The following is a 22,330-nucleotide window of genomic DNA, read 5'->3' on the forward strand; positions in this document are numbered from 1 at the left end:
GATTGCTGGTTTATTGTTTGGTGGGTAGTTTTAAAATCCAAATCCGAGTTCGAACTTGATATCTAGCTCCAATTTCTGATCAGCCAGTGTCATTCCTTCGACCTTGATATTGGGTGAGATCAAAGTGGGGTAGAAGCCGAGATTGTATTCTTTTTCCAGTTCCTTAATCGTCGTATCCGGCAATAGGAAACCATCAAACAGTAATTGCTTCATATGAAATTTTAATTCCGTGGGAGAGACCAGTTCGTAATTCCCAACGATTTTCAAATTCATTTGCTGATAGCTGCCATCTACGATTAATTGATTATTGGTGAATTGAAATTTTGACTCTTTAAACAACTCATTTTTCGAAGCGAGAAATTGATTGAATTCTGCTTCGCCAATCGTCAGCCGATGAGAGAATAGTCCGTTTGATTGAATATGTTCAGGTGTGGCAAGCTCTTGCAACTCCAGCATGACAGTAGATAATGCAGCAAAATAGGTTCGGAAGGCAGGCAGACCACGATTGCGCCAGTCGGTGATGATATGGTCCATCAACGTTTGGACTGAAGTGGGATCCTTGAGGGTCTGCAGGTTCTTTTCCTTCTCAGCCTGAATTCGCTTGATTTCTGCCAACTGCTGCTCGAAGTGAGTGCGAAGCTGTTGTACTTTGTTCAGTCGAACCTGTTTGCTTGCCTGCAGTTCGATAGCCTGCTGTCTTTCTGCCTGAAAGGTTTCCAACTTGCTCATATCCCGTTCAAACAGGTACTCGAGGAAATCAAGCAACAAGAGCAGATCATTGAAATTTTTCGTTTCAAACAAGAGCGAGAGCAGAGAATCCCGTTCACCCATGTAATAGGCTCTGGCAACGTCACCCGCATGTTTGCGCATTTGGCGCATGTGCTGTTCTTTGGAAATGAGTTGTTGATCAAGCTTTTCAATTTCCCGAAAAAGAGTTGCTTCTTCCGCTTTCACCAGCGTTAAATTTCGTTCCAGTTCCATCTGTGTAAAGTGTTGTTGTAAGATGAGTTGTTCAATTGGCAAAATCTCCTCCGCTTGCAGAACAGACGGAGGAGTAGAAAAGATGAGAACGAACAAAACGATCATGACCGTTTTGTTTGCCCGCAAGCGGTCATATCCACTTTTATGAAAAACGTCGAGACGTTTTTCACAGAAAATGATCAGAAATTTGAGCATAGGTTCACCACTAGAAGTTGGCGCCACCCATCAAGTCAGACAATGGCACAATCTCTTCCGGCTTAGGAGTTGTGATCTCCCATTTCGGAGTTTGCCCAATGTTTGTCAGTTTTTGATCGAATGTTACGCCAAGAGTAAAGGAGCCTTTTTCCTCAGGAGGAGTGATTTGCAAGGAAACATCAAACATTTGGTAAGGAACGTTGTTTTCCTTATCGATAATAAATATGATATCACCTTTTTTGATATTCACGGACTTCTTCCATTCATCCCCTGAAGCTTCGAATTCTTTTAATGCTTCTTGTACATCAGCTTTTGTCTGGTCAAGATCTTCTTTTTTCATATCTTTCCCCAATTCAGAAGTAGCGATAACATCCAATACTTCTGGAATGACAGAACCGAGCAATTTTTTCACCAATGGGGCAAAATTATCATTAGTCATTTGGAATTTTACGACACGGCCCTCTGTAATTCCTTCTGGAAGAGGAAAAGCATCTTTCGCAACATCCGCAAAATATTCATTTCCTACATGTTTAAAGAAGATATCAACTGCTTTTTGCCCAACCTCACGTTGCGCTTTCATGTTTTGCGAGAATGTGACAGGCTGCCCGCTCATTTCGCTTAATTGCTTGAAGTCGACTTCTACGAATTTACCTTTCAATTGAGCCAATTCTGGGAATAAGTCAATCGCTGGAACCTTCACCCAGAGCTTATCTTGATTGAACAGTATCGGCATGTTAAAATTCATGGACATGCCTTGGAACTCTACTTTTGCATCAAGAACTAGTTCTGTTTGAAATGGCTCGACAGAAGTCGATCCGTGATAAGTGAGCTGTGATTTTTTCAACGCATCAATAAAAGCAGCCGCATTGGGATCAGAATCAAGTAAAGCCTGATCAGCATCTACTTGGAACTTCATAGTTCCCTGGAAGCTGTACGAGTTGAGTGTTGCTTGTTTTTTGAATGCGTCCACCATCACATCTTTTGCCGCTCGCTTGTCTCCACAGCCAGCTAGCAATAATCCAATGACTGAGAAGATAAGTAGCAGTGTTAAAAATCTGTATTTCTGCATGTTTCGAAAAGCTCCTCTCCAATTTAAAAATGGCAATACCTCTCTATTATAACGGTTCATTCCCTGTTTGTGTGAAGAATGGCAAAAAATGTTGTTTACTGACTACAGATTGGAGTTTCTATTATGCGAGACCAGCTTTCAGCAATCATTTGTGATGATATTGAACAAACTGATGAGCGGGCCATCCCGTTTGCTCGATTTATGGAGCTTGCCCTGTACCATCCGACGTACGGGTACTATACAAAGGAAAAGCATAAAGTAGGAAAAGAAGGGGACTTTTATACCAGTGCAACGGTCCATCCGGTTTTTTCTGAGACGCTGGCTGATGCTATCTGCCAGTACTGGGATGAGTGCAGGCCACAAGTGCCCACGCTGGTCGAAGTAGGCGGCGGTACGGGTTACATGATCAAGCATATGGTGGCACAGATTCGAGCGAGCCGGCCGGATTGGTACGAGAAGCTTCGTATTATATTGGTGGAAGCAAGCCCTTATCACCGTGAATTGCAGGCAGAGGCCATCTTGGACTTTGCGGGCAGCAAAACCTGGTACTCATCGATCGAAGAAGCTGCGCAGAACGAAGAAATCGAGGGAGTCATTGTATCAAATGAATATTTTGACGCATTTCCGGTACATATCGTGGAACGGGATAAAAACGGATGGTACGAAATCGGTGTAGCAGTAGATGGCGATCATTTTGTCGAAAAACATCTGCAACGGGTTACTCCCGAAGTAGAAGCATTTTTGCAGGAAGCCGATGTACAAGTTCGTGGGAAAATGAGGATTGAAGTCAATTTGGGAATGAAGCAAGCCGTAGCAAGTATGGCGAAAATACTGAGAAAAGGACATATCCTCACAATTGATTACGGGGATTTGCAAAAAGACCTGTATCACCCAAATCGAAACCGAGGAACACTGATGTGCTATTACAAGCATCAGGCACATGAGAATCCGTTTATCCATGTAGGCGAGCAAGATATTACAGCTCATGTGAATTTTTCATCCTTGATGAAATGGGGAGAAGAAGCGGGAGTGGAGACGGTAAGCTTCCAACGCCAGGATGAGTTTTTGATCCAGCATGGAATCCTCCATAAAGCAGAGAGCCACAACGACCGGGACCCGTTCACCAGTCAGGCGATGAAACGAAATCGGGCCATCCAGCAGTTGATCATGCCATCAGGGATGGGCGGGGTATTTAGGATCTTATTACAGAAACGGTTATGACCATTTTCTGTAATAAGAATATTTAACTTTTATGAAAAACGTCGAGACGTTTTTCACTTTTGACGCTCATAACTGTTTTGTAAACAAATAAAAAAGATGCTCTCGAAAGAGCATCTTTTTTCATTACATCATCAATGGAAGGAAAGAGTGTTCTCCGCCGCCGAGTGGCATTACGAAGAATGTGTAGTAAGTGAATCCCACGAAAGAACAGAACATAAAACCGAAAAAGATTTTTATGTAGGTCTTTTCGGATAATTGCATGTAGCTTAGAGCTACAAATACACCAGTCAAAGCAAAGAACAATAAGGCCATTTTTGTTAAGGAGGCCCAAAGAGCCATAAGAGCGATCATTAATGTCCAAAAACCAAGTACACGATACATGCGATCCATCCGTATTCCCCCCTTTTGGCAAAAATTCCATTAGAAATATGTCCATTCCATTATAAAGGAGATGGCCATGCGTGTAAACGAGAAGCTATGACGTTTTTATGTCATTCTTGTGATTACTGCAAACGAACGACAGAGTAATTACAAGACTGACAGCCTCTCATCATTGATTCTTCTTCCTGTAAATCAATCTTTCCAAAATACGCTTCAAATATTCCGGCTAAAAGAGCGTTATGCATCTTGCATACGCTTTGCGGATATCTTTTGGCAGCATCAGAAAACGTGCAGTTAAATACGCGAAAACGTATCGTGCCGTCTTCCGAAACATTGATCTCAGGATTTAATCCCTGGGCGATTATTACACGGGTAATGCTGTCAAGTGCCTTTTGAAAAGGAATGTTTGCAGGATCAAGTGAGGTTTCCACCATCGCTCTTTTCGCAGCCTCTAAACCCATCCGACGACCCATGTTAATCAGAGCAGATTCAGCTTGCTCACCTAACGACATGAGGGTTTCTATCGCGATGTCTGCTAATGTCTGATAGTCACGAGGCGGGAATTGCAAACTAACCACCTGATTTGATAAGGAGTAAAGTCTGCTAGGACGTCCACCCTTCCCACTTTTATCAGAAATAGACTGAAGCAGGTCAACATCTTCCAACTTACTTAAGTGTAGGCGTGCTACATTCGGGTGAATCGAAAAGTGATCGGCCACCTCTTGTACAGTTACTGCTTGTCGACTGGCAGCAATATACTGGTAAATTGAAAAACGGGTGGGGTCAGCAAGAGCATTCGTTAATTTCTGGGCATCGTTTTCCATACGCGTACCCCCTTTCAAACAAATATTGTCGAAATATAGTGTATCCGATTTTGGTGTGATTGTTAAGCTTGTAACTATACATTTCACAATAATATCTTAAAGTTTAGATTTATTATATTAAATACTATTGACATAGTGTTTTCAGTGAACGTATAATTTTATACAGAAATATTGACATTTGCTGGGGAGATTTCCTCAGTGAACATAAGAAAAAAAGGAATGGAGGGTTTGTCATGGCGACTGCTACTCAAGCACAACAAATCACATTCTATACATATCCAAGCTGTACTTCCTGCAGGAAAGCGAAGGCATGGTTAACAGAGAATGGCGTTACCTATGTTGAAAGACACCTCTTCAAAAACCCGCCTTCAGCAAGAGAATTGCTGGATATTATAAAAATGACGCACAACGGACTGGATGAAATCTTGTCTACCCGTAGCCAAAAATTCAAGAACCTGGATGTTGACATCGACGATATGACTGTCAAGGAATTGTTGGAGATGTTAAGTGAAGATCCACGACTTCTGAAGCGTCCGATCTTGACTGATGGAGAGAATGTTGTCATCGGCTATAATCAATCAGCGATGAAAAGTTTATTAGCCTAAATAGTTTGTGCCTGGGGAGTGATTTCATATCGCTCCCTTTTCATTTTTCTTTCGTTCGGTACAATAGGGGGAGAATGAAAGAGAAAGGGGTCACTTCATTGAATACGATTCGAACGGAAGTTGAAGAGGAAATAGCCTGGATTACATTTGATCGACCGGAAGTGAGAAATGCGGTCAGCTTGGAAATGGTAGAAGAACTGACTCACCTTCTGGATCAGTACAAACAGGATGCTCAGGTAAAAGTGATTGTCTTTACAGGGGCTAACAATGTCTTTGTTTCTGGTGGAGACCTGGACCAATTAATGAGGGCAAAAGGAAAGGAAGAGGCCTTTTTGCTACTTTCAAAGATTGGAGAGGTCCTAGAGAAAATAGACCGCTATCCCAAGCCGACGATTGCCATGATCAACGGAGCTGCCATCGGTGGAGGATGTGAGCTGGCGATCTCGTGCCATTTTCGCTTCGCTGCAGATACGGCAATCATGGGGTTTGTTCAAATCTCCATGCATATTACTACAGGCTGGGGAGGCGGGAGCCGACTTTTGGATAAACTGAATGAGACAGATGCGCTCACTCTTCTATTAACCGGGAAGCGGATCGACGCAGCGGAAGCCATGCGACTCGGATTTGTTCAGGAGGTTTATCCCAAGGAACAATTGAAGGAAGCCGTCCATTCTTTCGCCAGTCGCATTGCAGAGCAGCCTCTGGTAGGAATCGAGTCGTACATGCGACTGTTGGAATGGAAGAGATCCGGGATGAGTAAGGACGAGCGGGTCAACAGAGAAATTGAGCAATGCGCATCGCTTTGGGGCAGTGATGAGCATACGGCAGTGGTTCAACGATTCTTACATAAGCGGTAATCGGTTAGACGAAATAGATTCCCTCCCGTTTAAATCATCTATGCGTTGGAGATACTTTTCCTAGGTACTTTCTATTTTACTTCTTCGGATTCCTGGAATTTTAGGAAATCATAAGATTCTTGCTAGAAAGAGATTCTACGAGAATAGGATAAAGCATAGAATGAACTACATTTACCTTCATAAGTACACGGGAGGGACCTCACATATGGTAGCTTCAAGACAAGATGCATGGACAGATGATGATGATTTAGTATTGGCAGAAGTAACTTTGCGCCATATTCGCGAAGGAGGAACACAACTGGCTGCGTTTGAAGAAGTCGGACAACGGCTGGGTAGAACAGCAGCTGCGTGTGGATTTCGCTGGAACAGTACGGTGCGCAAACGATACGAAGCGGCAATCGCCATTGCCAAGAGTCAGCGTCAGCAAATGAAAAAATCAGGAAGATTGTCGGTAATTACTGAATTTGCCGATGATGAGGTTTTGCCAAAAAGCCCGAAACAGTCTGCACCGGTACCAACTGCTGCCATACCAGCTCCAGTCGCAACCTTGACAACACCCCAAACACTGGTGACGGAAGAACAGCAGATCGATCAGGCCATTCGTGTTTTGACAAAACAAAAAGATGTTGTGAAAAGAATCAAACAGTTGGAAAGAGAATTAGAACAAAAAGAAGCAGAACTAAAAGAGTTGCAGGAAGCTAACGGGAAAATGAAAAAGCAGCTCGATAGCGTACAAGGAGTCAATGATGACTATAAGGCTCTCTTGCAAATTATGGATCGTGCTCGCAAGCTTGCTTTTCTAAAAGAAGAGGAGCCATCCAAACCGGTTTTCAAGATGGATGCAAACGGGAATCTGGAGCGAGTGGAGTAAAATCATCGACTAAAAGCGTAACGTCCTGTTACAACGTCGATATTAGCACGTCCTGTGCGTCAAAAAATCGCCAACGTCACAAGCACGCTGGCGATTTTTTACTTGTATTTAAGTTTGGGGCCCCGCCCGACGCCAGCGATAGCTTGTGTCGGGTGGGTATCGTTTTTACTCTTGCATACCTACACCTTCTGGCAACCATACATACGGATTCTCTCCACGGTCACGCATAAAGTTGTACTTCACTGGAGAAAAACCCATTTTTACCCAGAAATCATCGGCACGGCAGCGAGAGTTTGTTTTGATCGGTGAGCCAAAGCTCTTCGCGTGGTTAACGAGCGCTGTTCCGACATCCTTGCCACGGAAATCAGGCAACACTTCCAGCTTCCATAGCTCGTAATAGTCTTGTGCAGGTTCGAAATAGCGATCATACTTGCCGTCGATCTTATATAAACTCATTCGGGCAATCAAACGATCACCATCGTAAACACCATAAAAAGGTGACTCTGAATCATTTTCTACCATGTTTGCCTGTAAGTCATCTTTCATCGACAACTCTTCCAAACCAAACTCACGGAACTTCTGGAATTCCTCTAATGTCTTATAGTTGATTCGTAAGCGTTTTACTTCGTACATATCTGTAACACTCCCCCTCACGACAGATATAGCATCTTCGTTTCATTTCTATTATACACAAACTATGTTACAAATTCTCTACAATAACATGCAAACTAAAGTAAATTATCACAAAAGGAATGTTTTCGCTTTCATGTGAGGATTTTGAAAATTCCTGCTAGAACAATACACGAAAGAATGGCAAAATAGATGATAGGAATTGAAAGAAGGGAGAGTAGTCATGCACAAAGTGTTGATAGCCAACCGTGGAGAGATCGCTCGTCGCATCATTCGTACCTGCAAACAGGTAGGGATCGCGACGGTAGCGGTGCATTCGGAAGCAGATAAAGCGATGCCGTTCGTTCGAGAGGCTGACGAGTCCGTATTGATTGGTCCTCCGCCAGTTCCCCAGAGTTATTTAAACATGGAAGCAATAATCAGTGCTTGCAAATCAACAGGTGCTGATGCGATTCATCCCGGGTATGGTCTCTTGTCTGAGAATCCTGCATTTGCCCGTCGCTGTGTAGAAGAAGGAATTACCTTCATCGGTCCAACACCGGAAGTGATCTCCAAAATGGGTGACAAGGTGACTGCCCGCAGGATTATGCGTGAAGCAGGTGTACCGATTGTTCCAGGAATTGAAGCACAGATGGATACTCCTGAAGAAGCGATTCACCATGCAGGACAAATCGGGTATCCGGTTATGCTCAAAGCGAGTGCAGGCGGTGGCGGAATTGGCATGCAGGTATGCCACAGTGACGATGAACTGCGACAAGCATTTCAGTCTGCAAAGGGCAGAGCTAAAGCATACTTTGGTAACGACACCATGTTCCTGGAGAAATTCGTCCAGAATCCACACCATATTGAAGTACAGGTAATAGCCGATCATCATGGCAACTATCTGCACGCGCTGGAGAGAGAATGCTCCATCCAACGTCGCCATCAAAAAGTAATTGAAGAGAGTCCATCGCCATTTCTCGATCATGAGACGAGAGAAAAGATTTGCGAGGCCGCTCTGGAAGCTGCGAGAGCTGTTTCTTACACAGGAGTAGGCACGGTTGAATTCATCATGGACGACGCCAAAAACTTTTATTTCCTTGAAATGAATACTCGCTTGCAAGTAGAGCATCCTGTAACCGAAGAGATGACTGGTTTGGATTTGGTAGCTTTACAGCTTGAAATTGCCAAGAACCACTCGATTTCTCTAACCCAATCGGATATCACTGCCAAAAAACATGCAATCGAATTGCGTGTTTATGCCGAAGATCCGAAAACTTTCTTACCTTCACCTGGAACCATTCAGGAATACAAACCGCCGGTACTTGCTAATGTTCGTATTGATGATGCTGTTGAAGCGGGTACACAGGTTACGCCTTTTTATGATCCGATGATTGCCAAAGTAATCGTGACTGGTGAGACACGTGAACAGGCAGTTGTGCTGGCACAAAAGGCACTTGAGGATTTTGAAATAAGCGGAATCAAAACGAATATTCCGTTTTTAATGGAAGTACTTGCAGATGACGATTTCCAAAAAGGCAAATACGATACACAATTTATTCAGAAGAAACGTAGCTAAAGGAGCGAGGAAAATGAAACAAGTAATTGCAAACATGGCAGGAACCGTAATCAACCTGTTGGTTCAAGCAGGAGATCAAGTAACAGAAGGGCAAGATGTGGTGGTACTCGAATCAATGAAAATGGAAGTGCCTCTGCAAGCAGAAAGCAGCGGAACAGTAGCTGAAATCAAGGCGAATATCGGGGATTTTGTAAACGAGGGAGACGTTATTCTCGTATTGGAATAGCCATTTCTTCTTCATTTTTGCAAACTAACTGAGCGCTCGCTTGGTTTGAGAGAGGAGGCACCAAATGGATATTCGTATCGTTGAAGTAGGTCCTCGTGATGGATTGCAGAATGAAACCAAGATCATTCCGACACAAGTAAAGATTGAATTGATCAATCGATTGGCTGATGCAGGATTACGTAATATCGAGGCAAGCTCATTTGTGAATCCCAAATGGATCCCTCAGTTGTCCGATGCTGTAGAAGTCCTTTGCGGTATACAACAAAAGCAGGGAGTAACCTATAGCGCACTCGTTCCAAACAAAAAGGGAATGGAGCGGGTAAAAGAAACGAATCTCAAGGAGATTGCTGTCTTCATGTCAGCGAGCGAGACCCATAATCTCAAGAACATCAATAAAACCATCCAGGATACGTTCCCGGTTCTTCGAGAAGTTATAGAAGAGGCGACTGGTTCAGGTCTTCGGGTCAGAGGGTATGTGTCCACTGTATTTGGCTGTCCGTATGAAGGGGATGTGCCCGTTGAGAACACACTCCGTGTCGTTGAAGAGCTGTTTGCAATGGGAGTGTACGAGGTATCGATAGGTGACACGATTGGTGTAGCCACACCCAAACAAGTGCACGAGAAATTTGCTGAATTGGTTGATCATTTCGGGAGTGAGCGGCTGGCTGCTCATTTCCACGATACTCGAGGGACCGGGTTGGCGAATGTGGTCGCTGCCCTGGACCACGGCATTCGCATTTTTGACAGCTCCATCGGAGGTCTCGGGGGTTGTCCGTATGCTCCGGGAGCAGCAGGCAATGTGGCAACAGAAGACCTTGTATATCTGTTGGAAGGCATGGGTTATCAGACAGGAGTTGACTTGGCCCGCTTACTCGAGGCAGGTTCGTTTATCCAGCAGCAACTTGGACGGGAATTGCCAGCCAAAATGTTAAAAGCCCATTGTGCGGCGATTCAGGGGGAATAAAGAGTGAGTGTAAGTTTGCGTCATGTAGATCAGGTGGGAATTCTGACAATTGAGCGTCCTGATGTGCACAATTGTTTGAATCTTGAAACACTCCGCACCATGAGAGAGCATATAGCAGCCTTGCAATTGGATAAAGAAACCCGTGTTGTCATCGTGACAGGTGCAGGGGAGAAGGCGTTTTGCGCAGGGGCAGATCTCAAGGAGCGGAGAACGATGACGGAGTCTCAGGTACAAGAGTTCATCCGCACGATTCGTGATACCTTTACTGAGCTCGAGCGTCTGAACAAGCCAGTTATCGCTGCCATCAATGGTGCCGCATTTGGCGGAGGAACAGAATTGGCTCTGTCCTGCGACCTGCGAGTGGTAAGTGAAACAGCCTTGATGGGACTCACGGAAACTTCGCTAGGCATCATACCGGGTGCAGGTGGTACTCAACGGCTTCCCCGGATTGTTGGGAAAGCGAAGGCTAAAGAACTGATTTTTACGGCTCGCCGAATCTCGTCTGGTGAGGCGCTTGACATTGGACTGGTCAATCGTGTTGTTCCTGCTGATCAGGTATTGACTACAGCACTGGAGTTAGCAAATGAAATTGCCCAGAATGCTCCGATTGCGTTGGCCCAAGCGAAACACGCTATCGACTTCGGGATGGAAACCGACCTGCAGACAGGGCTTGCTATTGAAAGCAATGCGTATCAAGTCATTATCCCGACCAAGGATCGTTTGGAAGGGTTGGAAGCTTTCAAGGAAAAACGAAAACCTAAATATAGGGGAGAGTAACAGATAGGAGGCAAACATGAGCAAACACATGGACGATATATTGTTGGAGCGGATAGCCCAGGTGAAACAAGGCGGGGAAGCCAAATACCATGAAAAGCTGAAGGAACAAAACAAGCTTTTTGTGCGTGATAGACTAGAGCTCTTGTTCGACGATGAATTCATGATTGAAGACGGACTGTTCGCCAACTTCAATGCGGGCGATTTGCCTGCAGACGGGGTAGTCACCGCTATCGGAAAAGTAAATGGACAGACCGTTTGTGTAATGGCAAACGATTCGACTGTCAAAGCAGGCTCCTGGGGATCCCGTACAGTAGAGAAAATCATTCGCATTCAGGAAACAGCCGAAAAAATGCGAGTGCCGCTGATCTATCTGGTTGACTCTGCTGGAGCGAGAATTACCGACCAGTTGGAAATGTTCCCTGGACGTCGTGGTGCGGGCCGAATCTTCTATAATCAGGTGAAGCTCTCTGGAAAGGTTCCGCAAATTTGCGTATTGTTTGGACCATCTGCTGCTGGGGGCGCCTACATTCCTGCGTTCTGCGATATTGTCATCATGGTAGACAAGAATGCAAGCATGTACCTGGGTTCTCCACGGATGGCAGAAATGGTCATCGGAGAGAAGGTCTCACTGGAAGATTTGGGCGGAGCTCGTATGCATTGTTCTGTCAGCGGTGTGGGTGATGTACTCGCAGCCAATGAGGAAGAAGCGATTTTCTCTGCTCGCCGCTACCTGTCATTCTTCCCAGCGAACTACACAGAGCACACGCCAGTAGTGGAAGCGAAAGCACCGAATCCGAATGCAAAAGATATTGCTACCATCGTACCGGAAAATCAGAATTCGCCGTTCAACATGCACGACTTCATTGATTCTTTGGTGGATGAGGGCTCTTTCTTTGAGATCAAAAAACTGTTTGCGCAAGAAATCGTGACCGGTTTGGCTAGATTGAATGGCAAACCAGTAGGGATCGTTGCTAACCAGCCTCGTGTCAAAGGCGGGGTGCTGTTTGTGGATTCCGCTGATAAGGCAGCGCGCTTTATTAACCTGTGCGATGCATTCCACATCCCTCTCTTGTTCCTGGCAGATGTCCCAGGCTTTATGATTGGAACTGCCGTTGAGCGTGCGGGAATTATTCGACACGGTGCAAAGATGATCTCTGCCATGGCGGAAGCAACTGTGCCGAAAATCTCGATTATCGTGCGCAAAGCGTACGGTGCAGGTTTATACGCAATGGCGAGTTCCGCTTTCGAACCAGACTGCGTTCTCGCTTTGCCAGGGGCTCAGATTGCGGTTATGGGTCCTGAGGCTGCTGTGAATGCTGTGTACAGCAATAAAATTCAAGCGATTGAAGATCCACAGGAACGCCAAGCCTTCATTATGGAGAAACGTAAAGAATATCAGGAAGATATTGATATTTACTTGCTTGCGTCCAATTTGATCGTGGACGGAATTGTGGCGCCAGGTGATTTGCGTCGGGAACTGATTTCCCGCTTTGAGGTTTACAGCAGCAAGCGTCAAATTTTCACGGATCGCAAACATCCGGTTTATCCTGTGTAACCATCCAAAATGTCATTAAAAGCAACAGCCTGCTCCTATGTGAGTCGGGCTGTTTTCCATTTGCGTGAGCCAATTCAGAAAAACGCTTGTCCTATTCAAGCGACTTTGGCAGAGCAGCCTGTCAGGGAGACCTGAGGTGGACAACGTTTTTCTTGTCATAAAATATACTAAAAAATGTTAGTGAGCATGAACATTTCTGTTTTCTATCTCATCTGCTTTCTGTTATGCTTGAAATATATAATGTGATGCAAGATAGGTGGAGGCAAGGTATGCAAGTAGTTGTTGTTGGCGGTGGATCTGTCGGGTTGTTGATGGCAGCGAGACTTCATCTGGGTGGGTGTCTGGTCAAGCTTGTCACTCGAAGTGAAGAACAAGCATCTCTTCTCAACAAGCAGGCAATTGTCATGCAGACATTGGACAACCACATTGTCAAGGCTCCCGTTACAGCAACCTCTTATCAAGACAAGTGGCCTAATGCAGATGTGTATTTACTTGCCGTCAAACAAACTCAGCTTCCGGATTTGCTTTCTGCAATCAGCCAACTGCCTGCAGGTGCAAGAGTAGTTGCCCTGCAAAACGGGATGGGGCATTACGAGTTGTTACAAGAGGTCGTCAGCCAAAATCGACTGTTCCTTGCGATGAACACGGAAGGGTATCGAAGGATGTCCCAGACACAAGTGAGGCACACGGGAAATGGAGTCATTCGCTTTGGCCCCTGGGAGACTCAGGAAATGCGAGATGAAGTGATCACTTCATTTATTCAGTTAGCCAATTCCTGCGGTATTCCCTTCACCTATGAAAATGGCATTCAACCATTTCTTTGGAAAAAGTTGATAGCCAATGCAGTAATCAATCCTGTTACTGCACTTTTTGAAGTAGCGAATGGTCAACTGCTCGAGTCAACTGAGTTACTCGACATCATGCGTCAAGTATTTGATGAAGCAGCTTTTGTTGCTTCTCAATATGGACATAAAATAGCTGAAATTGACTGGCAGGATATTCTGTTGATCTGCCGAAATACTTCACAAAATTATTCTTCGATGTTGCAGGACTTGTTGCATGGCAAACAGACAGAGATTGATGCAATCACTGGTTATATTGTTGACAAGGCCCATACCTACCATATAAAAACACCAATGAATGAAAGCTTGTATCGGGCTGTTACCATGAAATCAAGTTTGCGATGATCAAAGGGAGAGACCCTTGATGCAAGTACTTGCTAGTATTTGGGGCGTGTTTACAACCGTACCGTTTTTGGCGTTTTTCCTCGTTTATCTCATTACAAAGGCGAAAACCAAGAACCGAAAGTTGGCATTCCAATGGTCAGTAAATATTACAAATATCTTGCTCATAAACTCGGTTGCCGTACTGTATGCTGAAATTTGGCCGGATGGAATTTCCATATGGATTTGGTTCTTTCTGATGATCTTGGTGATCGCCGGATTTTTAGGGTGGCTGCAGAGGCTAAAAAGAGGACAAGTCTTTTGGGGAAAAATTGGTTTTTCAACATGGCGTATCTCTTTCCTATTGTTTAGCATTGCTTATATGGCATTGTTCGGAACAGGCATTTGGAAATTGATGCAAGTGAGCTAGAGATAGAACTTTATGGGAGATTAGAAAGAAGGTGTAAATGGTGCGGCTTCCGATTGAGATGGTAGGTCAAAAAATTCGCACAGTTCGCAAGGAAAAAGGATTTACGCTGGAGGTGCTCGCAACTCGGACAGGCTTAAGTAAAGGACTGTTGAGCCAGGTAGAACGAGGTATTTCGCAGCCCTCACTGGAGTCTCTGTGGCGCATTTCCAAGGCGCTAGAATCTAATTTTTCCTACTTTTTTGAAGAAATTGATCATAACTACGTGCATATCGTCCGGAAGGAAAAACGTCGCCAGCTAGTATTGCCTGATTCCACAGGGACCTATTCTTTGCTTTCTACAGGAAGAAATGCACGCATTGGGATGCTGGAAGTCAAACTTCAGCCGGGTGAAGAGACTCGGGACCAATTGGTGCAATCAGAAGGAGAAGAATGTTTGGTTGTTATCAGTGGAGGCGTCCAAGTGAAAATGGGGGAAGAAACGTTCGAGTTGAACGAAGGGGACAGCGTCTATTTCGACAATGCCCAGTCTCACGTAATCACGAATACAGGCAAAGAAATGGCAGTGCTCATCTGGTCAGTCACACCACCTCAACTATAAGATCAACCATCGTACAAGGCAGCCCATTTGGTTGCCTTGTTTTGTTTTGCAGTGGTTTCGTGTTCAGCTTTTTCCATGCTATAATGCTTTTGAAGACAATAGAAAGAAGGAAGAGGTGTGAATATAGTTAGTATCTTACTTTCTCAAAGTAATGAATTGATTAAAGATTATATAGAAGGCAAAGAATCGGCCAACCAGTTCTTTGCATACGCACCATATGAGTTGTCTTCGTACCGCCAGCGTCTGGAGTGGCTGAATAGACAACCTTTCACACATCGGCAACAACTGGTGGATGGACTTCTTGCCTACAACCGCCAAGTGGGAAATCATCCTGTTGCATTGGATCAAATCGAGAAACTGCGCAAGGACGATGTGTACGTTGTAGTCGGAGGTCAGCAAGCAGGTGTGTTGACTGGGCCGCTATACAGCATCCACAAGGCAATCAGTCTGATACACTCAGCCAGATATTTGCAACAACAGTTGGGCGTTGAAGTGATTCCTGTGTTCTGGATCGCCGGTGAAGACCACGATTATGATGAGATCAATCATGTGTATTCTTTGTCCACAGGAGGAGAATTACATAAGATCAAGCTGGACATAAAGAGACCGGGGAAACAATCTGCCAGTCATCTCTCCGTAGATAGTGAGCAGATGATTCGGCTTGTTGATCAGTTTTTTGACAGACAGTTGGATACGATGGAAACTCAATCACTAAAGCGAATGCTCAAAGATTCAGCTTCCCAGTCCAATAATCTGGTCGATTGGTTTGGACGAATCATGGCTGAATTGTTCGGGAAACACGGGTTGATATTGGTTGAATCCAGTCTTGAATTTGTCAGACAGCTAGAAAAACCGGTGTTTACTCGAATGATTGCACAGGCAGAAGACATTCATTCCTATCTCTCAGAAGCTTCTTTGCAACTGAAGCAAAACGGCTACAGCGAGCAGCTTCAATTAGATGATGATCAAGCACACTTGTTCATTTATAAAGACGGGGAGCGCCACCTGCTCTATCATCAGGGTGACGAGTTTTATACGAAATATCGGGAGGTAGTCCTGACTCGTCAGGAGTTGCTTGAGCGAATTGAGCGATGTCCGGCTGATTTCAGTGCCAATGTCGTCTCTCGTCCGCTCGCACAGGAACATATTTTTCCGACTCTCGCATTCGTCGGTGGGCCGGGCGAAATCGCCTACTGGGCCTATTTCAAAAACTACTTTGCCGAAATGGGTTATCAGTTGCCTGTTGTTTTGCCGCGAACTTCGATTACGCTGGTGGAAGGTTCCATCCATCGATGTATGGAGCAGGTCGGTCTTGAAATAGCAACCGTTTTGTCTGATTTCTCTGTCTGGAAAGAGCAGCACATGGAAGGTCTGCTTGAAGCGGAGTTGAAGGTGCTGTTTGAAGAGACAAGAGAGAAGATGCTTGCCTTATACCGTCCATTGGTTGAACAAGTAAGTGAAATGGATAAAGGATTGCAGGCACTGGCAAACAAGAATCTAAAGCGAATTGAAAATGAGCTATTGTTTTTGGAGAAGAAAAGCAAGGAATCACAATGGCAGAAACACGAGGTTTATTTACAACGCATAGACCGGATAGAAAAAGCATTGCGTCCTGAGGGGAATTTACAGGAAAGAGTCCATAATATATTTGCTTATCTCAACGTTCACGGCTGTGAACTGATCGATCGAATGGTAGCCGTAGATTACCCGTTTGATCCTTCCCATAAAGTAATTTCAACGTAAATAAAAGATTTCAATGAAACAAAAGGGAGAAAACACATTGGACATAACTAATGTGTTTTCTGCTTTTTAATTACTGCACCTAGTTTCACTTTTTGACTTTTTTAAGGTATCGCTATATAATTGTTTGTAATTTTTTAAAAAAGGAGGATTATTAAAAAATGCATTCGATCAGATTTCGTTTCCCAACTTTGAACTAGTAATTAAATACGTTCAAAGGCTCTGCTTGTGTATGCAGAGTAAACGGGATCAGTCTGTCCATTTTTTAATAATCTTCATGTAACAGAATCAAAGGTTACTTGTAGAAAGGCAGATCATTCTTCCTTTCTTTTTTGTGTTTAAAAATTCCTCTACTTTTTGGTTTGGACAAAAGTAGGAGGTTTATTTGTCGATGTTCCCTTCCGTTTACTCTGGATCACAGGTAGATTGCCTGTGATTTTTTCTTTTTATCAATAAAACGGGAGGTAGCAAACCATGGAAAAATTATGCTTGGAACTAGTGAATATAGAGGTATCATTTCAAGATCAGTTGGTGTTAGACATCCCTAAATTGTCAGTTCATCAGTTTGATCGAATTGGGCTTGTAGGAAAGAACGGCGAAGGAAAAAGTACATTATTGAAATTGATGAATGGAACTATCACCCCCAATAAAGGGCTCGTAAATCGACTTGTTGATTTTGGATATTTTGAGCAGACCGCAAAGCCTGTTGAGAAGGAAGTTGATTTGAAGTTGCTGAGAAAGCTCTCTGTCCCTCAAACCAATATTGAGAGCTTAAGTGGTGGAGAGCAAACAAGGGTGAAGTTAGCTCAGTTATTCTCAACAAATTATGAAGGGTTATTTATCGATGAGCCGACAACTCACCTGGATGCTTCTGGCGTAGATTTTGTCATCGAGGAACTGAAGTATTATTATGGGGTTCTGGTTCTCGTCAGTCATGATCGCTATGTGTTAGATCAACTGGTGACAAAGATATGGGAAGTAGAAAATGGGAAAGTGACTGAGTATACAGGGAATTATTCCGATTATGTTGAGCAGAAAAGTTTAGAGAAGAAACAGCAACAAGAACAACATGAAAAGTATGTCAAAGAGAAGGATCGACTGTTAAAGGCAGCCGAGGAGAAGATGAAAAAGGCTGAAAAGGTAACCCAAGCAAATAAAAAAATGTCCAAGAAAGACACAAAAGCAAAGACAAATAAAACGTTTATGACAAAATCAAAGGATACCAGCCAAAAATCTATGCAGCGAGCGGCAAAAGCAATGGTACAGCGAGTTGAACAGCTTCATGCGGTGGAAGCTCCTGAACAAGAAAAATCTCTTCATTTCCACCAACCAGCCTCTCTTCAATTGCATAACAAGTTTCCGATTATGGCTGATCGTTTGACGCTTGGGGTCGGTGATAAAACCCTTTTGAAAGAAGCCAGTTTTCAATTTGCTTTAGGAGAAACCATTGCGATTACAGGAAATAATGGATCAGGTAAATCAACACTTCTAAAGCACATTGTAAAACAGGGCGAAGGTATTATTCTTTCTCCGAAAGTGGTTTTTGGAGCGTACGAACAGATGGAATATCATTTTGAGAAATCCGAAAGCGTCATCTCTTATATGAAGAATCGAAGTGATTATGAAGAAAGCAAGCTGCGTGCCGTCCTTCATGCCATGAACTTTACAGGGAATGATCTAAGAAAAGATGTCCGTGAGTTAAGTGGAGGGGAAGCGATTCGACTGATCCTGTGTCAGCTTTTTTTGGGAAGGTACAATGTGCTGGTGCTAGATGAGCCAACGAACTTTTTAGATGTACATTCCATCGAAGCATTAGAGAAATTTCTGGATGGATATAAAGGAACAGTTCTTTTGGTATCGCATGATCGGAAGTTTATTGAGCGTGTAGCAAATCGTGTGTACGTAATAGAAGACCAACAGCTTACATTACGAAAATAAAGAAATGAGGCCAGGGATTACCTGGCCCGTTTTTTTTCTTTCATCCGCTCGAACATAAAGAGAATGCCAACGATAACAAGTGGATAAAGGGCTGACCAACCGAGGAATGGGTATAGTCCGCCAGTAACGATTAACGAAATCCAGGCAGCCATCCGTCCGAACCGATGATCACGAAGCAAGCGAACCCCAGCAAAGCAACCGCCAATATAAGTGGCGAAAAAAGTAGCGTTGGGAAGCTCGATTAATTGAGCCAGGTCGATGATTCCGCTGTACAAAACGCTAAAAACGATGATGAAACAAATACTTAGGAATCCAAGACCACCGATGGGTGTGTGATAAGTGGAGTGAAGCTTGCCAAACCACTTGGGAGCAATCTCTTCTTTTGCCAATGCATAAGCCGTGCGAGTAGCAGCACTGACATAAGCGTTGGCAGTTGCAATACAGATGAATAATGCCGTGACCGCTACAATCCAGCCACCAGTTTTTCCAAGTGATGATTGCACCATGATACTTAAGGATGCTTCAGATATTCCGTCACCATAACTGTGTGTGGCAACGGTCATGAACGCTACGCCAAAATAGAGCAGTGCTACGATCCCTGAGCTCCACAAGACACCACGGATGGCATTTTTTTGTGGATCAACGAATTCAGCAGATAAATGAGTGACTGCTTCCCAGCCGATAAAACACCAGAACAGAAGTCCGGCCGCTTGCACCACGCTTTGCCAGCCGTGGGGGACGAACGGTGTGAAGTTGGCTTGAGAAGCGTGTGGAATCGATGTTGCAATCGCCAGCAGCAGGATAGCGAGAATGAGAGATACGACAATGGTCTGTACTTTTCCCGCTATTTGCAGGCCGAAGATATTCATCATGAGGACACTGACCAAAATCAATCCTGCTAAGGCAAATACCTGCAAGTCGCTCCAGTTAAACAGAACGGCAATGTATTTCGAACCGGTGATAGCCAGGATGGGAGCGCCAATGGGAACGGACGAAAGAAAAAACCATCCCACCATATTTCCCATGCGATCACCGTATGACAGCCGCACAAAATGGGAGACACCGCCTGAATGAGGATAACGTGCTGCCAGAAGCCCCATGGTAATCGCCATCGGTACAACCAGAATGGACATCACCAGCCAGGCAATGATCGAAGCCGGACCAGCGATTTCAGCAGCTAATCCAGGAATGAGCAATATCCCTGAACCGATCACGGCACCGATGTACAGAGCAACGATTTGCGGAAATGACAAGGTCTGGTGAAACTCATCTGCTTTCACAGAAGCTTTACTCATCGAAATCACCCTTCTACGAATGGAGTTATTCTTATTTGTGCGATTATTGTAACATAGACTGTAAGATCAGAATTATCTATAATAATCGATAACTAGTATCGATTTTATTGATGATTACATGGTTGCTGTACGCAGCGGGTGTAAATGAACAGATTGGGGGAATCTACAAAAGATGGATACTCGGTATCTCCAAACGTTTCGGGAAGTAGCCAAATGGCAAAGCTTTACACGTGCTGCAGAAGTGTTAGGGTATGCGCAATCCAGTGTCACCACGCAAATCCAGAACCTAGAAATGGAATTCGGTTCGGTTCTGTTTGAACGGTGGGGACGCAAAATTCGTCTGACTCAATCGGGAGAGCTGTTGCTTCGTTATGTCGATCAGGTGCTTTCCTTACTGGATGAAGCGAAAGAAAGTTTGGCAGAAGAAACGTCCATGGAGGGTACACTCAACATCGGGACAGTTGAATCACTTGCTGCCTTTTATTTGCCACCCATTCTTCAAGCTTTTCGCCAGACGCATCCACGAATGAAAATGCTGTTGACCCCTGGTGTATGCCACGACTTGCGTCAAGGGGTGAGGGATGGAAAATATGATTTTGCCATTGTGCTTGATTATCCACAAACACATCCCGACTTGGAAAGTATTCTACTAAAAGAAGAAGAACTTGTCATGATTGCCGCACCTGATCATCGATTCAATCAGAAAGAGATCGTCATGCCTGAGGATTTTGCAGGCGAAACCCTGATTGTTACAGAATCTGGCTGCAGTTACCGGCTGATGCTGGAGACGGTGCTGAGAGAATCAGGGACCAGACCGGAGACCTCGCTTGAATTCGGCAGTTTGGAGGCCATCAAGCAATGTGTGGCCTATGGCCTTGGGCTTGCCCTCTTGCCACGAATTGCTGTACAGGAAGAAGTGGACAAAGGAAAACTGGTGATTTTGCCGTTCTCCCATCCAGATGTGCGAGTTAGCAAACAGCTTGTCTATCACAAGAAAAAGTGGCTTTCGCATTCTATTCGCAAGTTTTTTGATTTGTTGTTGAATGATCGAGAACAACAGTCGATTGTCACAAAATAGATGTACCATATGGGCGAGTATGGTAAGATAGTGAATGATTAGTAACTAACAAAAGATGTATCTAAGCGAAGGAGGATTCATATACACATGAACACAGTTTCTGAAAGCGTCGTAAAAGATATGGCATTGGCACCAAACGGCCATTTGAAGATTGATTGGGTAAGTGAGCATATGCCGGTATTGAACCGTATCCGTGCTCGTTTTGAACAAGAGAAGCCTTTTGCTGGCTTGAAAGTGGCCATTTCTCTCCACTTGGAAGCAAAAACAGCATATCTTGCAAAAGTGATTCAAGCAGGTGGAGCAGAAGTAACCATTACGGGCTCTAATCCGCTTTCGACACAAGATGATGTTTGTGCTGCATTGGTTGAAGACGGAATTCGTGTGTTTGCCAAATACAATCCAAGCCCGGAAGAATACAAGAGCCATCTGATCAAAACGTTGGAAACACGCCCTGATCTCATCATCGATGACGGTGGCGATCTGGTGACTATTCTTCACAGCGAACGCCGTGATTTGCTGACCCAAGTTCGTGGCGGTGCGGAAGAGACAACAACAGGTATCCTTCGCCTCAAAGCATTGGCGAATGAAGGCAAACTTGAGTTCCCGATGGTTGCAGTAAACGATGCCTTCTGCAAATATTTGTTTGACAACCGCTATGGTACAGGACAATCTGTGTGGGATGGAATCAATCGCACGACGAACCTCGTTGTAGCTGGTAAAACAGTTGTTGTTGTCGGTTACGGCTGGTGCGGCAAAGGTGTGGCTATGCGTGCCAAAGGCCTCGGTGCAAAAGTAATCGTAACTGAAATCGACTCCATCAAAGCAGTTGAAGCTTACATGGATGGCTTCGAAGTAATGTCGATGAACGAAGCTGCCAAACATGGCGATTATTTCGTAACGGTAACTGGTAACCGTGATGTGATTCGCAAAGAACACTTTGAAGTGATGAAAGATGGCGCTATTCTGTCTAACGCTGGTCACTTTGATGTCGAAGTGAACAAAGTGGAACTGGAAGCACTCTCGACATCCAAACGTGTCGTGCGCAAAGATATTGAAGAATTTGTCATGGCTGACGGTCGTAAATTGTACCTGCTTGCTGAAGGTCGTTTGGTCAATTTGGCTGCAGGTGACGGTCACCCGGCAGAAATTATGGATATGACGTTTGCCTTGCAGGCAGTAGGTCTCGAATTTGTGAACAAACAGTACAAAGAAATTGGGAAAAAAGTCCTGAATGTTCCTTATGAGCTGGATGAAATGGTTGCCCGGTACAAATTGGAGGCACTTGGCATCAGCATCGACAAGCTTACAGCCGAGCAGAAAGCATATCTCGAGAGCTGGGTCGAATAGACAGAGAAACACCTCGGAACCACACAG

At 44.4% G+C, this 22,330-nt stretch carries 22 protein-coding genes; 16 read left to right on the forward strand and 6 right to left on the reverse strand.

Annotation, left to right across the window (positions count from 1 at the left end):
• Nucleotides 1-30: 30 nt before the first annotated feature.
• Together ACPW7N_RS08935 and ACPW7N_RS08940 are read right to left on the reverse strand one after the other, a co-directional pair.
• Nucleotides 31-1,176 carry a coiled-coil domain-containing protein gene (locus ACPW7N_RS08935; protein WP_425650711.1) on the reverse strand — a complete coding sequence of 382 codons (1,146 nt, stop codon included), beginning with the start codon at nucleotides 1,174-1,176 and terminating at the stop codon, nucleotides 31-33.
• 10 nt (nucleotides 1,177-1,186) lie between these two features.
• The gene (locus ACPW7N_RS08940; RefSeq protein WP_425650712.1) at nucleotides 1,187-2,245 is read right to left on the reverse strand and encodes a hypothetical protein; all 1,059 of its coding nucleotides are present in this window, start codon (nucleotides 2,243-2,245) and stop codon (nucleotides 1,187-1,189) included.
• A gap of 123 nt (nucleotides 2,246-2,368) precedes the next feature.
• Between ACPW7N_RS08940 and ACPW7N_RS08945 the strand changes: the two genes are divergently transcribed.
• Nucleotides 2,369-3,466, forward strand: a complete 1,098-nt coding sequence (locus ACPW7N_RS08945; RefSeq protein ID WP_425650713.1) for a class I SAM-dependent methyltransferase — start codon at nucleotides 2,369-2,371, stop codon at nucleotides 3,464-3,466.
• 123 nt (nucleotides 3,467-3,589) lie between these two features.
• Here ACPW7N_RS08945 and ACPW7N_RS08950 read toward each other — a convergent pair whose 3' ends face one another.
• Both ACPW7N_RS08950 and ACPW7N_RS08955 read right to left on the reverse strand, forming a co-directional pair.
• The gene (locus ACPW7N_RS08950; protein WP_425650714.1) at nucleotides 3,590-3,856 is read right to left on the reverse strand and encodes a DUF2626 family protein; all 267 of its coding nucleotides are present in this window, start codon (nucleotides 3,854-3,856) and stop codon (nucleotides 3,590-3,592) included.
• 113 nt (nucleotides 3,857-3,969) lie between these two features.
• Nucleotides 3,970-4,671, reverse strand: a complete 702-nt coding sequence (locus ACPW7N_RS08955) for a helix-turn-helix transcriptional regulator (RefSeq protein WP_425650715.1) — start codon at nucleotides 4,669-4,671, stop codon at nucleotides 3,970-3,972.
• A 233-nt stretch (nucleotides 4,672-4,904) separates the two neighbouring features.
• Here ACPW7N_RS08955 and ACPW7N_RS08960 point away from each other — a divergent pair, with 233 nt between their 5' ends.
• From ACPW7N_RS08960 to ACPW7N_RS08970, 3 genes are all read left to right on the forward strand, one after another.
• Nucleotides 4,905-5,276: a Spx/MgsR family RNA polymerase-binding regulatory protein gene (locus ACPW7N_RS08960; protein ID WP_425650716.1), complete on the forward strand. Its 372-nt coding sequence runs from the start codon at nucleotides 4,905-4,907 to the stop codon at nucleotides 5,274-5,276.
• 98 nt (nucleotides 5,277-5,374) lie between these two features.
• Nucleotides 5,375-6,133, forward strand: coding sequence for an enoyl-CoA hydratase/isomerase family protein (locus ACPW7N_RS08965; RefSeq protein ID WP_425650717.1), 759 nt, complete (start codon nucleotides 5,375-5,377; stop codon nucleotides 6,131-6,133).
• Between the two features lie 205 nt (nucleotides 6,134-6,338).
• Entirely contained in the window at nucleotides 6,339-7,004 is a 666-nt protein-coding gene (locus ACPW7N_RS08970) for an RsfA family transcriptional regulator (protein ID WP_425650718.1), read from the forward strand.
• A 165-nt stretch (nucleotides 7,005-7,169) separates the two neighbouring features.
• On the opposite strand, the gene ACPW7N_RS08975 is transcribed toward ACPW7N_RS08970, so the two are convergent.
• On the reverse strand, nucleotides 7,170-7,637 hold the full coding sequence (locus ACPW7N_RS08975) for an N-acetyltransferase (protein WP_425650719.1): 468 nt from the start codon (nucleotides 7,635-7,637) through the stop codon (nucleotides 7,170-7,172).
• Between the two features lie 220 nt (nucleotides 7,638-7,857).
• Here ACPW7N_RS08975 and ACPW7N_RS08980 point away from each other — a divergent pair, with 220 nt between their 5' ends.
• From ACPW7N_RS08980 to ACPW7N_RS09025, 10 genes are all read left to right on the forward strand, one after another.
• Nucleotides 7,858-9,192 (forward strand): acetyl-CoA carboxylase biotin carboxylase subunit, encoded by a 1,335-nt coding sequence (locus tag ACPW7N_RS08980; protein WP_425650720.1) that lies wholly within the window; start codon nucleotides 7,858-7,860, stop codon nucleotides 9,190-9,192.
• A 13-nt stretch (nucleotides 9,193-9,205) separates the two neighbouring features.
• The gene (locus tag ACPW7N_RS08985; RefSeq protein ID WP_425650721.1) at nucleotides 9,206-9,418 is read left to right on the forward strand and encodes an acetyl-CoA carboxylase biotin carboxyl carrier protein subunit; all 213 of its coding nucleotides are present in this window, start codon (nucleotides 9,206-9,208) and stop codon (nucleotides 9,416-9,418) included.
• Between the two features lie 64 nt (nucleotides 9,419-9,482).
• On the forward strand, nucleotides 9,483-10,382 hold the full coding sequence (locus ACPW7N_RS08990) for a hydroxymethylglutaryl-CoA lyase (RefSeq protein WP_425650722.1): 900 nt from the start codon (nucleotides 9,483-9,485) through the stop codon (nucleotides 10,380-10,382).
• A 3-nt stretch (nucleotides 10,383-10,385) separates the two neighbouring features.
• Nucleotides 10,386-11,159: an enoyl-CoA hydratase-related protein gene (locus ACPW7N_RS08995; RefSeq protein ID WP_425650723.1), complete on the forward strand. Its 774-nt coding sequence runs from the start codon at nucleotides 10,386-10,388 to the stop codon at nucleotides 11,157-11,159.
• A gap of 16 nt (nucleotides 11,160-11,175) precedes the next feature.
• Nucleotides 11,176-12,714, forward strand: a complete 1,539-nt coding sequence (locus tag ACPW7N_RS09000; protein WP_425650724.1) for an acyl-CoA carboxylase subunit beta — start codon at nucleotides 11,176-11,178, stop codon at nucleotides 12,712-12,714.
• A 269-nt stretch (nucleotides 12,715-12,983) separates the two neighbouring features.
• Nucleotides 12,984-13,901 carry a ketopantoate reductase family protein gene (locus ACPW7N_RS09005; RefSeq protein WP_425650725.1) on the forward strand — a complete coding sequence of 306 codons (918 nt, stop codon included), beginning with the start codon at nucleotides 12,984-12,986 and terminating at the stop codon, nucleotides 13,899-13,901.
• A 19-nt stretch (nucleotides 13,902-13,920) separates the two neighbouring features.
• Nucleotides 13,921-14,307 carry a DUF3397 domain-containing protein gene (locus tag ACPW7N_RS09010; RefSeq protein WP_425650726.1) on the forward strand — a complete coding sequence of 129 codons (387 nt, stop codon included), beginning with the start codon at nucleotides 13,921-13,923 and terminating at the stop codon, nucleotides 14,305-14,307.
• 37 nt (nucleotides 14,308-14,344) lie between these two features.
• Nucleotides 14,345-14,905, forward strand: a complete 561-nt coding sequence (locus ACPW7N_RS09015) for a helix-turn-helix domain-containing protein (RefSeq protein ID WP_425650727.1) — start codon at nucleotides 14,345-14,347, stop codon at nucleotides 14,903-14,905.
• A 117-nt stretch (nucleotides 14,906-15,022) separates the two neighbouring features.
• Nucleotides 15,023-16,648 (forward strand): bacillithiol biosynthesis cysteine-adding enzyme BshC, encoded by a 1,626-nt coding sequence (gene bshC, locus ACPW7N_RS09020; protein ID WP_425650728.1) that lies wholly within the window; start codon nucleotides 15,023-15,025, stop codon nucleotides 16,646-16,648.
• A 471-nt stretch (nucleotides 16,649-17,119) separates the two neighbouring features.
• Nucleotides 17,120-18,583, forward strand: coding sequence for an Msr family ABC-F type ribosomal protection protein (locus tag ACPW7N_RS09025; protein WP_425650729.1), 1,464 nt, complete (start codon nucleotides 17,120-17,122; stop codon nucleotides 18,581-18,583).
• A gap of 17 nt (nucleotides 18,584-18,600) precedes the next feature.
• On the opposite strand, the gene ACPW7N_RS09030 is transcribed toward ACPW7N_RS09025, so the two are convergent.
• Nucleotides 18,601-19,878 carry an APC family permease gene (locus ACPW7N_RS09030; protein WP_425650730.1) on the reverse strand — a complete coding sequence of 426 codons (1,278 nt, stop codon included), beginning with the start codon at nucleotides 19,876-19,878 and terminating at the stop codon, nucleotides 18,601-18,603.
• 172 nt (nucleotides 19,879-20,050) lie between these two features.
• Here ACPW7N_RS09030 and ACPW7N_RS09035 point away from each other — a divergent pair, with 172 nt between their 5' ends.
• Together ACPW7N_RS09035 and ACPW7N_RS09040 are read left to right on the forward strand one after the other, a co-directional pair.
• A complete protein-coding gene (locus ACPW7N_RS09035; protein WP_425650731.1) occupies nucleotides 20,051-20,956 on the forward strand; it encodes a LysR family transcriptional regulator in 906 nt (301 codons plus the stop codon).
• 87 nt (nucleotides 20,957-21,043) lie between these two features.
• Complete coding sequence (locus ACPW7N_RS09040; protein WP_425650732.1) at nucleotides 21,044-22,303, forward strand: adenosylhomocysteinase; 1,260 nt, start codon at nucleotides 21,044-21,046, stop codon at nucleotides 22,301-22,303.
• The last annotated feature ends 27 nt before the right edge of the window (nucleotides 22,304-22,330 follow it).

It is taken from the genome of Brevibacillus nigriterrae, from assembly GCF_049846925.1.
GTDB lineage: Bacteria > Bacillota > Bacilli > Brevibacillales > Brevibacillaceae > Brevibacillus_H.

Coding starts and splice junctions, on each gene's coding strand:
- ACPW7N_RS08935 (WP_425650711.1), bottom strand. CDS start 1,176: ATGCTCAAATTTCTGATCATTTTCTGTGAAAAACGTCTCGACGTTTTT.
- ACPW7N_RS08940 (WP_425650712.1), bottom strand. CDS start 2,245: ATGCAGAAATACAGATTTTTAACACTGCTACTTATCTTCTCAGTCATT.
- ACPW7N_RS08945 (WP_425650713.1), top strand. CDS start 2,369: ATGCGAGACCAGCTTTCAGCAATCATTTGTGATGATATTGAACAAACT.
- ACPW7N_RS08950 (WP_425650714.1), bottom strand. CDS start 3,856: ATGGATCGCATGTATCGTGTACTTGGTTTTTGGACATTAATGATCGCT.
- ACPW7N_RS08955 (WP_425650715.1), bottom strand. CDS start 4,671: ATGGAAAACGATGCCCAGAAATTAACGAATGCTCTTGCTGACCCCACC.
- ACPW7N_RS08960 (WP_425650716.1), top strand. CDS start 4,905: ATGGCGACTGCTACTCAAGCACAACAAATCACATTCTATACATATCCA.
- ACPW7N_RS08970 (WP_425650718.1), top strand. CDS start 6,339: ATGGTAGCTTCAAGACAAGATGCATGGACAGATGATGATGATTTAGTA.
- ACPW7N_RS08975 (WP_425650719.1), bottom strand. CDS start 7,637: ATGTACGAAGTAAAACGCTTACGAATCAACTATAAGACATTAGAGGAA.
- ACPW7N_RS08980 (WP_425650720.1), top strand. CDS start 7,858: ATGCACAAAGTGTTGATAGCCAACCGTGGAGAGATCGCTCGTCGCATC.
- ACPW7N_RS08985 (WP_425650721.1), top strand. CDS start 9,206: ATGAAACAAGTAATTGCAAACATGGCAGGAACCGTAATCAACCTGTTG.
- ACPW7N_RS08990 (WP_425650722.1), top strand. CDS start 9,483: ATGGATATTCGTATCGTTGAAGTAGGTCCTCGTGATGGATTGCAGAAT.
- ACPW7N_RS09000 (WP_425650724.1), top strand. CDS start 11,176: ATGAGCAAACACATGGACGATATATTGTTGGAGCGGATAGCCCAGGTG.
- ACPW7N_RS09005 (WP_425650725.1), top strand. CDS start 12,984: ATGCAAGTAGTTGTTGTTGGCGGTGGATCTGTCGGGTTGTTGATGGCA.
- ACPW7N_RS09010 (WP_425650726.1), top strand. CDS start 13,921: ATGCAAGTACTTGCTAGTATTTGGGGCGTGTTTACAACCGTACCGTTT.
- ACPW7N_RS09015 (WP_425650727.1), top strand. CDS start 14,345: ATGGTGCGGCTTCCGATTGAGATGGTAGGTCAAAAAATTCGCACAGTT.
- ACPW7N_RS09025 (WP_425650729.1), top strand. CDS start 17,120: ATGGAAAAATTATGCTTGGAACTAGTGAATATAGAGGTATCATTTCAA.
- ACPW7N_RS09030 (WP_425650730.1), bottom strand. CDS start 19,878: ATGAGTAAAGCTTCTGTGAAAGCAGATGAGTTTCACCAGACCTTGTCA.
- ACPW7N_RS09035 (WP_425650731.1), top strand. CDS start 20,051: ATGGATACTCGGTATCTCCAAACGTTTCGGGAAGTAGCCAAATGGCAA.
- ACPW7N_RS09040 (WP_425650732.1), top strand. CDS start 21,044: ATGAACACAGTTTCTGAAAGCGTCGTAAAAGATATGGCATTGGCACCA.